General features: G+C 71.4%; 12 protein-coding genes and 1 riboswitch. Of the genes, 8 read left to right on the plus strand and 4 right to left on the minus strand.

Annotated elements, in window-relative coordinates; genetic code table 11:
- Position 1: 1 nt before the first annotated feature.
- Positions 2-134: riboswitch (SAM riboswitch) on the minus strand.
- Between the two features lie 153 nt (positions 135-287).
- The gene (locus ABH926_RS02770) at positions 288-1,295 is read left to right on the plus strand and encodes a glucosyl-3-phosphoglycerate synthase (RefSeq protein WP_370363634.1); all 1,008 of its coding nucleotides are present in this window, start codon (positions 288-290) and stop codon (positions 1,293-1,295) included.
- Here ABH926_RS02770 and ABH926_RS02775 read toward each other — a convergent pair.
- Positions 1,234-1,992, minus strand: coding sequence for an ArsR/SmtB family transcription factor (locus ABH926_RS02775; RefSeq protein ID WP_370363635.1), 759 nt, complete (start codon positions 1,990-1,992; stop codon positions 1,234-1,236). The genes ABH926_RS02770 and ABH926_RS02775 overlap by 62 nt on opposite strands.
- 116 nt (positions 1,993-2,108) lie before the next feature.
- Between ABH926_RS02775 and ABH926_RS02780 the strand changes: the two genes are divergently transcribed.
- On the plus strand, positions 2,109-3,467 hold the full coding sequence (locus ABH926_RS02780) for an MFS transporter (protein ID WP_370363636.1): 1,359 nt from the start codon (positions 2,109-2,111) through the stop codon (positions 3,465-3,467).
- Positions 3,468-3,959: 492 nt separating this feature from the next.
- On the opposite strand, the gene ABH926_RS02785 is transcribed toward ABH926_RS02780, so the two are convergent.
- The gene (locus ABH926_RS02785; RefSeq protein WP_370335378.1) at positions 3,960-4,301 is read right to left on the minus strand and encodes a DUF3263 domain-containing protein; all 342 of its coding nucleotides are present in this window, start codon (positions 4,299-4,301) and stop codon (positions 3,960-3,962) included.
- 106 nt (positions 4,302-4,407) lie between these two features.
- Here ABH926_RS02785 and nagA point away from each other — a divergent pair, with 106 nt between their 5' ends.
- The 6 genes from nagA (at position 4,408) to ABH926_RS02815 (ending at position 9,528) form a co-directional block, all read left to right on the plus strand.
- Positions 4,408-5,571 carry an N-acetylglucosamine-6-phosphate deacetylase gene (gene nagA / locus ABH926_RS02790; protein ID WP_370363637.1) on the plus strand — a complete coding sequence of 388 codons (1,164 nt, stop codon included), beginning with the start codon at positions 4,408-4,410 and terminating at the stop codon, positions 5,569-5,571.
- A gap of 487 nt (positions 5,572-6,058) precedes the next feature.
- The gene (locus ABH926_RS02795) at positions 6,059-6,253 is read left to right on the plus strand and encodes a hypothetical protein (protein WP_015796679.1); all 195 of its coding nucleotides are present in this window, start codon (positions 6,059-6,061) and stop codon (positions 6,251-6,253) included.
- A 56-nt stretch (positions 6,254-6,309) separates the two neighbouring features.
- Positions 6,310-7,977, plus strand: coding sequence for an FtsK/SpoIIIE domain-containing protein (locus ABH926_RS02800; protein ID WP_370363638.1), 1,668 nt, complete (start codon positions 6,310-6,312; stop codon positions 7,975-7,977).
- Between the two features lie 165 nt (positions 7,978-8,142).
- On the plus strand, positions 8,143-8,787 hold the full coding sequence (locus ABH926_RS02805) for a hypothetical protein (RefSeq protein ID WP_370363639.1): 645 nt from the start codon (positions 8,143-8,145) through the stop codon (positions 8,785-8,787).
- A gap of 179 nt (positions 8,788-8,966) precedes the next feature.
- Positions 8,967-9,212 (plus strand): hypothetical protein, encoded by a 246-nt coding sequence (locus ABH926_RS02810; protein WP_370363640.1) that lies wholly within the window; start codon positions 8,967-8,969, stop codon positions 9,210-9,212.
- Between the two features lie 70 nt (positions 9,213-9,282).
- Complete coding sequence (locus ABH926_RS02815; RefSeq protein ID WP_370363642.1) at positions 9,283-9,528, plus strand: DUF2630 family protein; 246 nt, start codon at positions 9,283-9,285, stop codon at positions 9,526-9,528.
- Between the two features lie 125 nt (positions 9,529-9,653).
- Here ABH926_RS02815 and ABH926_RS02820 read toward each other — a convergent pair whose 3' ends face one another.
- Together ABH926_RS02820 and ABH926_RS02825 are read right to left on the minus strand one after the other, a co-directional pair.
- Positions 9,654-12,221 (minus strand): ABC transporter permease, encoded by a 2,568-nt coding sequence (locus ABH926_RS02820; protein WP_370363644.1) that lies wholly within the window; start codon positions 12,219-12,221, stop codon positions 9,654-9,656.
- 7 nt (positions 12,222-12,228) lie between these two features.
- On the minus strand, positions 12,229-13,023 hold the full coding sequence (locus ABH926_RS02825; RefSeq protein ID WP_370363645.1) for an ABC transporter ATP-binding protein: 795 nt from the start codon (positions 13,021-13,023) through the stop codon (positions 12,229-12,231).
- Positions 13,024-13,102 lie beyond the last annotated feature (79 nt).

Consider the following 13,102-nt stretch of genomic DNA (forward strand, 5'->3'; position numbering starts at 1 on the left):
TTCCTCATCTTTCCCACGGCTCGGCGGCTGCCGGGTGGGCCGGAGTTGGCACCGCGCCGTGCCACGATGAGGTGGCAGAACGGATGGTTGCCGGAGCGTCGTAGGGCCGGTCCCTCAGCTCCTCTGGATGAGCGCTTATTAAGTTGTCGATCGAACTGTTCCTAAGGAGCGTAAGCCTCCGGCGGCCTGGTGGGAGCTACCCGTCCGGATCCCGAGACAGCCGCCGGTGTGTGCCGTCGCCTACTCTTGAAGAGGTCGCCGATACCGATTTCAGAGTGGAGTGCCCGGTGCTGGAAGAGGTGGAGCGGTGGCTTGCCGTGCGCTCCTCGCAGGCGTCGGACTGGCCGCTGGAGCGGCTGCTCGCCGCGAAGGAGGCGACCGGCGCCCGGATCAGCGTGGTCCTGCCCGCCCTCGACGAGGAGGAGACGGTCGGGGCGATCGTCACCGCGATCCGCGAGGACCTCGTCGAGGCCGCGCCGCTGGTGGACGAGCTGCTCGTGGTGGACTCCGGCTCGGCCGACCGGACCGCGGAGAACGCGGCGGCGGCCGGGGCGAAGGTGCTGCACCGCGACGAGATCCTCCCCGGCATCCCGTCGGTCCGGGGCAAGGGCGAGGTGCTGTGGCGCTCGCTCGCCGCCACCACCGGCGACCTGGTCTGCTTCGTCGACGCCGACCTGAAGTCGTTCTCCTCCACCGTGGTCACCGGCGTGCTCGGGCCGCTGCTGTGCACCGAGGGCGACCCCATCCACCTGGTCAAGGCCATGTACGACCGGCCGCTGGTGACCGGCTCCGCGGTCCTGCCGGCCGGCGGCGGCCGGGTCACCGAGCTGGTCGCGCGGCCGATCCTGAACCTGCACTGGCCGCTGCTGGCCGGGTTCGTGCAGCCGCTGGGCGGCGAGTACGCGGCGCGCCGGTCGCTGCTGGAGCGGCTGCCGTTCCCGACCGGCTACGGCGTGGAGACCGCGATGCTGATCGACACCCTGGCGCTGGTCGGGCTGGACGGCATGGCCCAGGTGGACGTGGGCGTGCGGCTGCACCACCACCAGGACGACGCGGGCCTGGGCCGGATGGCCAGCGAGATCATGCAGGTCGCGTGGGAGCGACTGCGGCGCGAGGGCCGGATAGTCCCCGGCGGGGACGACGCCCGCCCGCACACGCTGATGACCCAGTTCCACCGCGAGGCCGAGGGCTTCGCCCCGCGCTCGACCGACGTGACAGTGATCGAGCGGCCGCCTATGCGGACTCTGGCCCGGAACCGGGACGGCCTGCCGCCCGGGCCGCCGGCTTGGGCCTGAACCAGGAGACCAGGCCCTCGACCCGGACCCCGTCGGGGTCGCGCGGGAGGCTGTCGAACTCCTTGACCAGGGCTTCCAGGCGCTTCTGGAAGTCCGCGGCGACGTCGGGCGCCAGAGTGGAGGACAGGAACATGAGCATGCCGCTGTCCTTGGCCTGCTCGGTGTCTGTGGGGATTTCCTCGGCGTACATGTGCCGCAGGAAACGCTTGCGGTAGTCGGCCAGGTTCTCGTCGATGATCCGGCCCATGGCCTCGCGGGTCTCGTCCGGGTGCGCGGTCGGGTCGATGGTGACCGAACTCTGCGCCGACCGGTACTTGGTCTCCACGATGCCGGAAACCACCCGGGTCTCGGCGGCCTCGATCAGACCGGCTTCCAGCAGCACCTTCAGGTGCCGGTAGAGCTTGGTCTGCGGCTGGTCGAGCTCCTCGGCCAGTTCCTTGGCCGACTTCGGCACCCGGTCCCGGTTCAGCGCGCGCAGGATCGCCAGGCGCGTGGTGTCGGCGAGCGCCTTGATGGTGTCGACGTCCGTGACGGTGCGCACCACCTCCTGGATCAGTGCCACCTGCTCATGCGCGCCGGCGATCTCCTGGTGCGCCTCCCGGAGCGCGTCGCGCACCTCGGCATTGGCGTCCTGGATCGCGCCGCGCGCGGCCTCGAGCGCCCCGGCCAGGTCGGACGACGTGTTCTTGCTGCCCATGGGCTCCATCTTGCCAGACGCTCACGGATGCGTCATCATTCACTCAAGCGTGAATGATGTGGATGGGGTGAATGATCGCGCCAACGCGAACGTTCATGGATCAGGGAGGGTTCACGATGACCGCAACGGTGCTCGAGGCGAGTGGGGACACGGCGATGGAGGCGACAACCGAGCGGTTCGGGCCGGTCGAGGCAGCCACCGGATCGGCCGCCGGGACGCCCGCCGCCGCGCCGGTGGTCCCGCTCCGCCGCAACCGGAACTTCAACCTCCTGTGGGGCGGCGCGGTCTCGGCCCTGCTCGGCCTGAGCACCGCCGACATCGCCTACCCGCTGGTCATCCTGGCGATGACCGGCTCGCCGCTGAAGGCCGGCCTGTTCGCCACGGTGCAGCTGATCGCCTCGGTGCTGGCGACGCTGCCGGTCGGACAGCTCATGGACCGCAAGGACCGCCGCCGGATGCTCCTGCTGTCGGAGTCGGTGCGGGTGGCCGCCGCCGGTTCCGTGGCCGCCGCCTACTTCCTCGGTGCCCTGACGTTCTGGCACCTGCTGCTCACCGCCGCCGCACTCGGCGCCATCCAGCCCTTCGCCGGGGCCCGGACGCTGCTGCTGCGGCAGGTGGTGGCGCCCGAGCAGATCCCGGCCGCACTCACCGCCGAGCAGGTGCGGCAGCAGGGATGCGAGCTGGCGGGTCCGTCGCTGGGCGGGGCGATGTTCGGGATCTCGCGGGCGCTGCCGTTCCTGTTCGCCACGGTCACCGGGCTGGTCTCGCTGCTCACCGTGGTGCTGCTCAAGCTGCCGAAGTCCGTGACGCCGGCCGCCGAGAACGCAGGGAAGGCAGAGGCCGCCGACCGCCCCGAGTCCTCGCACGACGGCGCGCTCCTCGGCCTGAAGACCATCATGCGCGACCCGGTGATGCGCGCGACCACCCTCGCGCTGTGCCTGGTGAACACCGCCGGCTACCCGGTCTTCCTGAGCCTGGTGGTCCGCATGCACCAGAACCACGCCGCCTCCGGGACCACCGGCCTGGTGGTCGCCGCCATGGCGCTGGGCGGGCTGGGCGGCACCGCGCTGGTCAAGCCGCTGCACAAGGTGCTGCGTCCCGGGTGGCTGCTGATCCTGGCCTGCCTGGTCTTCGCGCTCACCAACTTCGGCATGACCTTCTTCGCCGCGCCAGTCGCGGACGCGGTGTTCCTCGCCCTCGGCGGCGCCGTCATCCCGTCGGCCGTGGTGATGGTCAACGTCCTGATCCTGCAGGCGGTGCCGGACGAGCAGCGCGGCCGGACCGCCGCCGCGCTCGACATGTTCCTGCTGGTCGGGATGCCGGCCGGAATGCTGGTGGCCAGCGCGACGCTGCAGTGGTTCTCGCCTACCGCGACGCTGCTGGGCCTGTCGCTGCTGACGACGGTCGCGGTGCTGTACGCGGTGTCCCAGAAGGCGCTGCGGGCCGCGCAGTGGCCGGACGCTCAGAGCGCCTGAGCTCGTCCCGGACCGGGGAGTGGGGGGGGGGGGGGGGGGGGGGGGGGGGGGGGGGCCGCCCCCCCCCCACTCCCCTTGTGCGTCCAGTTGTTCGTCCGGTTGTGCGTCCGGCGGGCCGTCCCGTGAACGGCTTCGTAGGCGGCTTCGTGGGCACCCTGGTGCACCGCGTACAGGCTGCGCGGGACGTGCTTGGGCAGGTGGCGCGGGTGCAGCTGGTGCGCCGGCCGCTCGTGGACCGGCTCCCCCGAGCGCGGGCCCAGGGTGTCCGCGGCCTTCACCACGACCGGCGCGGGCGCCGGCGGCCGGGACCGCGGTGTCGAGCCCCCGAACAGTCCGAGCCCGGCCAGCAGGCCGGTGCCGCACACCGCGACGACCGCCGCGAGCAGCGCGGGCCGGCTCATCGGCCGCGCCTCGCTCACCGCGCCCAGCCGGTCCCGGTACACCGGAGCATCGTCGCGGTACTCCGGCCCCGCGTCTTCGGCGGGCTCCCGGTCAAGCGGCTCGGTCCCGGTCATGCCCCTCATTAGACACAGGCGGGGGCTCCCGGTCGGGGTCCGGCCCGATGTCGGCCACCCGCTTCACCCGTCCGGACCTGGCACGCTGGCGCGCGGCGCGCAGCCGGCGCAGCCGTTTGACCACCTCCGGCTCCAGGGCCAGCGCCGCCTCGTCGTCCAGGAGCGCGTTGAGCAACTGGTAGTAGCGGGTCGCAGAGATCTGGAACCGCTCCCGGATCGCCTGCTCCTTGCTGCCGGCGTTGCGCCACCACTGTTTCTCGAAGGCCAGGATCGCGCGGTCCCGGTCTGTCAATCCGCCCCCGGGCTCGCTGGTGTTCATGCAGGACAGGGTACGGCCGGCCACCCACACAGCGGTGGAGTGGGCCCATGGCGTACCGTTGGTCCGTCCAGGTACAGGTCTATACCAATCAACACGTGTAGGTGCGATGACACTGCTGACGAACGCCCGGATCGTCCTGCCCGACGGTGTGCGAGCCGGCTGGCTGCGCCTGGACGGCCACCGGATCGCCGAGGTGGGCCCGGAGGGCTCGGTTCCGCGAGCGTCCGCCACCGACCCCCACGAGGAATCCATAGACCTGGCCGGGCGCTATGTCCTGCCCGGCTTCGTCGACATGCACGTCCACGGCGGCGGGGGCGCGGCCTTCAGCTCCGGCGACGTCGAGCAGGCGGTGCGCGCCGCGGCGTTCCACCGCGCGCACGGCACCACCACGATCATGGCCTCGACGGTCTCCACCGAGCTGGACGAGCTGCAGCGCTACCTGTCCGACCTCGCGGGCCTGGTCGAGGACGGCCTGCTGGCCGGGCTGCACCTGGAGGGCCCGTTCATCTCCAAGGCCCGCTGCGGCGCCCACGACCCGGCCCTGCTGCGCGCGCCGGACCCGGCGCTGCTGCGGCCGCTGCTGGCCGCCGGGCGCGGCACGGTGAAGATGGTGACCCTGGCGCCGGAGCTGGACTTCGGCATCGAGGCCACCGCGCTGCTGGCGAACTCCGGCGTGATCGCCGCGGTCGGGCACACCGACGGCGGCTACGGCATCACCGAGCAGGCCTTCTCCAACGGCGCCAAGGTGGCCACCCACCTGTTCAACGCGATGCCCGGGGTGCACCACCGCGAGCCGGGCCCGGTGGTGGCCGCGATCGAGGACGAGTCGGTGATCGTCGAGCTCGTCAACGACGGCATCCACGTGCACCCGGCGGTGATCGGCATGGTCTTCAACGCCGTCGGCCCGCACCGCGTGGCCCTGATCACCGACGCCATGGCCGCGGCCGGCCAGCCCGACGGCATGTACCGGCTCGGCGCGCTGGAGGTGGAGGTGGCCGCCGGCGTGGCCCGGCTCTCCGGCGGCGGCTCGATCGCCGGCAGCACCCTGACCATGGACGTCGCGTTCCGCCGCGCGGTGCGCGAGCTGGGCCTGCCGATCCACGACGCCGCCGTGTCGGCCTCGCTGACCCCGGCGCTGGCCCTGGGCCTGGACCACGAGATCGGCTCCCTGGAGGCCGGCAAGTTCGCCGACCTGGTCGTGCTCGACGACGAGCTGGAGGTGCGCGGGGTCGTGAAGCGCGGCCAATGGACCCTGGCGCTCGAGGAATAAGCAGCGCCCGTACTTCACAGCATGTAATTCAATACACGTCATCCGCTTCCCGGAAGCGGGAATAGTATCGCCCTCCGACAATCGGCGGATGGGGATTCCCCGACTGGAACCCATCAACTCCTTGAGCCGGTCTTGCCACCGACCGGCCCCCCGCGCGCCGTTCGCCTCGCGAATCAGACCCCGTTCACCTCGGGGTTCCCACCGGCCCCACGCGTTCGTACTCGCGTTCCGGCCCCGCCCAGGCAGATGCGCCGCCCGGGTGAATCTTCACCGCCCTGGACGGCTTTCCAGCTATAAAAGCCCGACCCGCTGGGCGAGAATCCATGTGTGAGCTTCACCTGAATCTGGTTTTCATCCCGCTTCGGGAACGAATGGCCCCGCCGAGCCGGGCGACGGCCACTCTCCATAGCCGACCGCACCACTAGGTAGAGATTCACGCACGGCGACCGAAAAACGCCGGGCACTCGCAGGCGAAGGAGTCGCTGTCATGGTCTTCTCGGTATCCGGTGTACTGCTGCTGGGCATCATCACCTTCATCCTGTTCCGCAAGGACGGGCTCAAGGTCTCGCACATGATCGTGTGCGCGCTGCTCGGGTTCTACCTGGCGTCCACCTCGATCGCCCCGAACATCAAGCAGAGCGGCGCCTCCATCGCCAGCTTCATCAGCAACCTGCACTTCTAGGCGGGCGCGCGAGAGCTGATCCGGTGTCGAACAGCTAGTTAAGGGGTCGAACACACATGGCGGGATCGGTGGGGTCGGAGAACCCCATCCAGCGCCTGGCCCGCGGCTTCCGTGATCATCCGATCACGGAAGCCTTCGGCCGTTACACGAACACCACCCGGCACGCCTCCAAGCGGGCCAAGGCGCGGGCGCTGGACATCGGGCACCCCGTGGTCGTGCTGGCCCGCGGGACCAAGCGCATGGCCGCGGACGCCAAGACCTACTGGACCGAGGCCGGCGGGCACGAGAAGCACAAGGAGTGGCGGGACCTGGCGGTCTTCGTCTTCGCCGTGTGCGCGGTGGCCGTGGGCTTCCAGCCGTACGGCATCCTGCTGCTGATCGCGGTCTGGGCGGCCGCGGCCACCTACCTGGGCCGGGACCGGCCCGACCCCGGCAAGGACCCGGAGAGCGAGGCGCACGTCGCGCGGCTGCAGTCGGCGTACAACGGCCTGGTCCCCTACCTGATGGACACCCACGACCCGGACGAGCGCTTCAAGCCCGGCGGCGGCTACCGCGACGGGTTCACCGAATGGGAGTTCGACGAGGGCGACCGGCTGGTCACGCTCAAGCTCCAGTACTCCCCCTTCTTCAAGGACGGCGAGGCTGACTCCCGGGCCAAGGTCGAGCGGGCCCTGGAGGGCAAGATCGGCCAGTCCAACGAGTACCTCTACGACTGGGACGAGGAGGGCAACAAGCTCGCCGTCCGGATCCTGCCGCCGCTGCCGATCGGGATCCCGGCGCAGCCGTGGAAGGTCGCCGAGATCGAGTACGTGCTCGGTTTCACCGACCCCACCTCGACCGCGCGCCTGATCCCGGTGCAGCTGACCGCCGAGCCCGGCGGCGAGGTGCCGGTGGTGGAGCTGGCGCCGGTGGTCTGGCGGCACGGCCGGTTCGCCGCCGAGCCGCACCTGCTGGTGGCCGGCGTCCTGGGCAGCGGCAAGTCGAACCTGCTGCGCTCGCTGGCCGCCCAGGCCCTGGGCCACGGCCACCTGGTGACCGCGATCGACGCCGAGCACACCGGGCACTTCGACGAGTTCACCGGCCGCGACGGCGTGCTGCGCGTGGAGTCCCAGCCGGCCGCCGCGATGGACCTGCTGGACTGGGTCTGCGCGGAGTCCACGCGCCGGGCCGAGCGGCTGCGCGAGCTCGGCGACACCGAGGACACCCTGATGACCGAGCTGGCCAAGCCGATGTGGCTGTTCGTGGACGAGCTGGCGTCCCTGGGCGAGGCGGCCGGCCGGGCCGGGCTGGCCGATCCGCAGGACCTGCTGGCGGACCTGATGCGGGCCGGCCGGACCACCGGCGTGACCGTGGTGCTGTCCTGCCGCGCCGAGCGGGTCTCCGAGCTGCGGGCCACGGTGCGCAACCAGGCGCACGCCCGGGTCGGGCTCGGGCAGTTGCCGCCCGGGGCCTCCACCGCGCTGTTCGGCGGCACGCTGGAGATCGGCGGCCCGGCGGTCCTGCCCCCGGGACGCGGCTTCGCCCGGGTCGGCGGCGGTCCGGTGGTGCGGGTGCAGGTGCCGGTCGCGGCGGACGTCACCGCGGCGCTGCCGGTGCTGGTCGGCGCGGTCGTGACCGCCGGGGACGGTGCGGACCCCGAGGCCCGCGGGGACGACGGGGCCGACGGTTTCGGCGGGTTCGGCGGGTTCGATGGGAACAGCGCGGAAGGGCCGGACCTCTACTGAGCGGTGGCCGTGGGATCCACGGGGCGGGCGGTGCTGATGCGCCGCCCGCTTTCCATTGCCCCGGTATCGGTGAGAAGTTCCCGCTCGGCCGGGTGAGGATGCTCACGGGAGTAATCGTTTGAATTCGAACTGAGAACAGCTCCCGGCTGGGTAGGGTTGGGCACCATGAGTATCCCCAAGCGTGCCGCGATAGGCCTCGCGGCGACGGTGACGGCCCTGGTCATGACCGCCTGCTCGTCGAACGGCTCCAGCGGCGCGGCCTCCGGGGCGGGCGCGGCGACGTCGACGTCGACCACGGCCCCGGCACCGAGCACGAGCGCCGGGGCGCCGGCGGCGGCCGCCGGCTGGGCGCGGAACCCGGACCAGTCCTCGACCGCGCTGAAGGCCGGCCTGCCGATGCTCGGCAGCGAGGAGCTGCAGGTCCACTACCACGCCCACCTCGACGTGATCGTCGACGGCAAGCCGGTCACCGTGCCGCAGTACGTCGGCATCGACGAGAACGCGCAGACGATCACCGCGCTGCACACCCACGACACCAGCGGCGTGGTGCACATCGAGTCCGGCAAGGACGTCCCCTTCAAGCTCGGCCAGTTCTTCACCGAGTGGGGCCAGCCGCTGAGCACCACCCAGGTCGGCCCGGTCGCGATCGGCGGCGACAAGGCGCTGCACGTCTTCGTGAACGGCAAGGAGATCACCGGGGACCCGTCGCAGTACGTGTTCAAGGCGCACGACGAGATCGTGGTCTGGGTCGGCGACAAGGCGCAGACGCCTCAGGTGCCGTCCTCGTACGATTTCCCGCCGGGTCTTTAACAGAACCCTGTAGCGCATGACGGGTCGGGCCCTGCTCAGACAGGGTCCTGATCCGGTGTGACATTCAGCACTCGGCACAACGGGATAACGGAACACCGAACCTCTGTGCCGCGTGGGGCGCGATGCGCTACCTTCTAAGGGTGGCGATGTCTCAGGCGAGCGGTTCGACGGCGGGTCCGATGACTCCGCCGCGGCGCGTCGGGGTGCCGCCGCTGAACCTGGGCAACCAGGCCGTGGCCGACCGTCTGGACCGGCACTTCGCGGCGATCGTGGACGCGCCGGCGGCGCTCGACGACGACAACGCCAACGAGGCCCTGCAGACCATGATCGCGGTGCTGCCCCGGACCGGCGGCGCACGGCGTTCCGAGCGGGCGCTGTGGCTGCGCGCGCCGTTCCGTCGGCTGAAGCGGCTGATCGGGCTGTAGCGCCCCGGCCGTCCCGGGGTCCGGACGGTCAAATTCTGCGTCGCGTCGCGCGGCGGCATACCGTGGTCCCATGGCTGACACCACCAACGACGCCGGGATCGGCGCGCGCATCAAAGAGCTGGTCGCCGAGGAGCACCGGCTGCGGTCGCACCCGAACCCCACCCCCGAGGACCTGACCACGCTCAAGAGCACGGAGAACGAGCTGGACCAGTGCTGGGACCTGCTGCGGCAGCGGCGGGCCAAGCAGGAGACCGGCGGGAACCCGTCGGACGCCAGGGCCCGCGCGGTCGGCGAGGTCGAGGGCTACCTGCAGTAAGGCTGCCTGCGACAGACGACAGGGCGGCCCGGCGCTGATGCGCCGGGCCGCCCTTTTCAGTTCCCCGTTCCCCGTTACCCGTTCCCCCGTTCCCCCCACTGTCCCCCAGCCGGGCGGCTCCCCTCTCAGGCCTCCGTGATCGCGCTCGCGACCGTCTGCCGTGCCGCCCGGCGGGCCGGCACGACCGCGGCCAGGACCCCGGCCAGCGCGCCCGCCACGACGTAGATCAGCAGCTGGGTGTACGGGATCGCCAGGGCGCCGGCGCCGGTGGCCTTGGCCACCAGGTGCACCAGGGCCCAGCCGAAGCCGCCGCCCATCACGATCCCGAGCGAGACCCCCAGCACCGCCATCAGCATCGCCTCGACCATCAGCATCCGGCGCAGCTGCTGCCGGGTCAGGCCCAGCGCGCGCAGCAGGGCGCTCTCGCGGGTGCGCTCGAGGACCGACAGCGACAGGGTGTTGGCGATGCCGATCAGGGCGATCAGGATCGCCAGCCCCAGCATCGCGGTGAACATCGCGAGGATCTGGTTCAGGCTGCTGTTCAGCTGGTTCTTGTAGTCCGCGACGCTGTTCACGGTCAGCAGCGGGTCGCCGTCCACCGCGGCCTCGATCGCGGCCCGGGACGCGGCCGGCGACACGCCGGGCCTGGCCACCATGCTGACCGAATCCGGGCCCTTCGACGGCTGCAGCCGCTGGAAGTCCGGCACCGACACCGCCACGTCGGGCATGCCGATCCCGCTGTCCTCGTAGGTGGCCACGACCTTCAGCGTCACGGTTCCGCCGTCGGCCGCGGTCGCCGTGACCGTCTGTCCGACGGCCGTGTGCAGGGACGCGAGCTGGTTCTCCTGCAGCCCCACGGTGCCCGGGACGACGTCGCCGATCGAGCCCTGCTTCATGATCGGGTTGATCAGCTTGCCGTAGCCGACCGCGTCGATCGCGCCGGTGTGCTCCGAGCGGCCGTTGACCGTGATCTTGCCGTCGTACTCGGCGGCGACCGTGCCCAGCTCCGGCAGGGCCTTGAGCTTGGCCACGGCGTCGGCCGGGACCGCGCGGTCCTGGTCGGCGACCACCTGGTAGTCGAACGGGAAGTGCTGCTTGATGGAGTCCGTGGCCGAGGCCTTGATGGAGGCGGTGACCACGGTGAACATCGTCACCAGCGTGATGCCGATGGTGAGCGCGGCGGTGGTGGCGGCGACCCGGCGCGGGTTGCGGCCGGCGTTGGCCGTGGCCAGCCGGGCCGTCGGGCCGAAGGCCTTGCCGGGCAGCCAGCCCAGCACCCGGATCACCGGCGAGGCGATCACCGGGCCGAGGGCCAGCACGCCGACGAAGGTCACCATGGCCCCGACGGTCAGGACCATGAATCCGGTGCTGCGGTCCTGGTTCTGCATCCCCAGGTAGCCGACGGCGAGGCCGGCGGCGGCGATCAGCAGGCCGACGGTGACGCGGACCCGCCCGGCCTTGCGGGTCACCCGGGTCTCCCCGAGCTGCGCCGACAGCGCCTGCACCGGCGCCACGCGGGTGGCGGCGCGGGCCGGCAGCACCGCCGACCCGACGGTGAGCAGCAGGCCCAGGCCGATCGAGTACAGCGCCGCGCTCGGGTTGACGACCAGGTGGTCCGTCGGCGTGTTCATCCCGGCCGCGTTGAGCAGCGCGGACAGGCCCTTGGACAGCCCGATGCCGGCGAAGAAGCCGGCGGTGGACGCCAGCGCGCCGAAGACGAAGGCCTCGATGAGGGTGCTGCCGAACACTTGGCGGCGGGTGGCCCCGACGCAGCGCAACAGCGCCAGCTCGCGGGCCCGCTGCGCGACCAGGATCTGGAAGGTGTTCTGGATGACCAGCGCCGACACCAGCGCGGCGATGATGGCGAAGACGAGCAGGAACGTGCCGAAGCCGCTGGTGTATCCGGTGGCCTTGTCGGCCAGTTCGGTCTGGAGCTGCGCGCCGGTGTAGAAGGTGGCGCCGCTACCGTCCAGGACCGGCAGGTCCTTGAGCTCGGTGACGAGATGGTCCTGGCTCACGTCGGCCTTGGCGCGCACGGCGATCTGGTCGTACCCGGCGCTGCCGGTGACCTTCAGCGCGGTGGCGGTGTCGAAGCCGACGACCGATTCCCCGGCGTAGGTCTTGTCGGTGCTGGTGTCGAAGATGCCGACCAGGCGGAAGCTCTCCCGCTGGTCGCCGTGGTCGATCACGGTCACCTGGTCGCCCACGGCGAAGTGCTTGTCGTCGGCTGTGGACTTGTCCATGGCGACCTCGCCGGCGGCGGCCGGGGCGCGGCCGGAGGCGAAGTCGAAGTAGCCGAGCTTGGTGTCGGTCGGGAAGGAGACGCCGACCCCGGTGCCCCCGTTCTCCTTGACCAGCTTGCCGGTCTTGTCCAGCACCGGCGCCGGGCCCAGGACCCGGCCCTCGGCCGAGGCGACGTCCGGCAGGTTCCGGATCGCGTCCAGCGCCGCCGGGTCGACCGTCTTCTTGTCCTGCTGGTTCTCGATGCTGGAGACCTGCAGGCCGCCGGCCGGGGTGACGGCGGCGTCGACGTTCTTGGCCTGCCGGGCGAAGCTGTCGAAGAAGGACTGCTTGATGGAGTCGGTGAAGATCAGGGTGCCGGCGACGAAGCCGACGCCGAGCAGCACGGTGATCGAGGACAGGAGCATGCGGGCTTTGTGGGCCCGCAGGTTGGCCAGGGCCGTCTTCAGCATCGCGGTCTCACTCCCCGGCCGCGACGCGGTCCGGCCGGATCATGCGCAGCTGCGCCGTCACCGAGTCCGGAGTCGGGGACAGCACGTCGCCGCGCATGATGCCGTCCGCGAGGAACACCACCCGGTCGGCCGCGCAGGCCGCGGTGGTGTCGTGGGTGACCATCACGACGGTCTGGCCCAGCTCGCGCACGCTCATCCGCAGGAACGCCAGCACCTCGGCGCCGGACCGGGAGTCCAGGTTCCCGGTCGGCTCGTCGGCGAACACCACCTCCGGCCGGCTCATCAGCGCCCGGGCGCAGGCCACCCGCTGCTGCTGGCCGCCGGAGAGCTCGCCGGGGCGGTGCTTGAGCCGACCGCCCAGGTCCAGGACCCCGATCACCTGGTCCCACCACTGCTTCGGCGGCTTCAGGCCGGCCAGGTCCAGCGGCAGCAGGATGTTCTGCTCGGCGGTGAGCGTGGGCAGCAGGTTGAAGGACTGGAAGATGAAGCCGATCCGGCGGCGGCGCAGCAGCGTCAGGGCCTTGTCGTTCAGCTTGGTCAGCTCCACCCCGCCGATCTGCACCGAGCCGGACGAGGCGGTGTCCAGGCCCGCCAGGCAGTGCATCAGCGTGGACTTGCCGGACCCGGACGGGCCCATGATCGCGGTGAACTCCCCCTGGCCGAAGCCGACGGTGACGCCGTCCAGGGCGCGGACCGCGGTGGCGCCGGAGCCGTAGGTCTTGACGAGGTCGCGCGCGAGGACCGCGTAGCCGCTCGGCACGGACTCGGGGCTTTCTCTCAACGCTCGGGTGGTGGCGGACATGGAAACCCCTCCGGAAAACGTGGTGTGGGCGCTGCTGTTCGTGTGGGTGGGCGGGCGCTTCAGGCCCAAGAAAACGGTA

The sequence above is a fragment of the Catenulispora sp. GP43 genome, assembly GCF_041260665.1.
Taxonomy (GTDB): domain Bacteria; phylum Actinomycetota; class Actinomycetes; order Streptomycetales; family Catenulisporaceae; genus Catenulispora.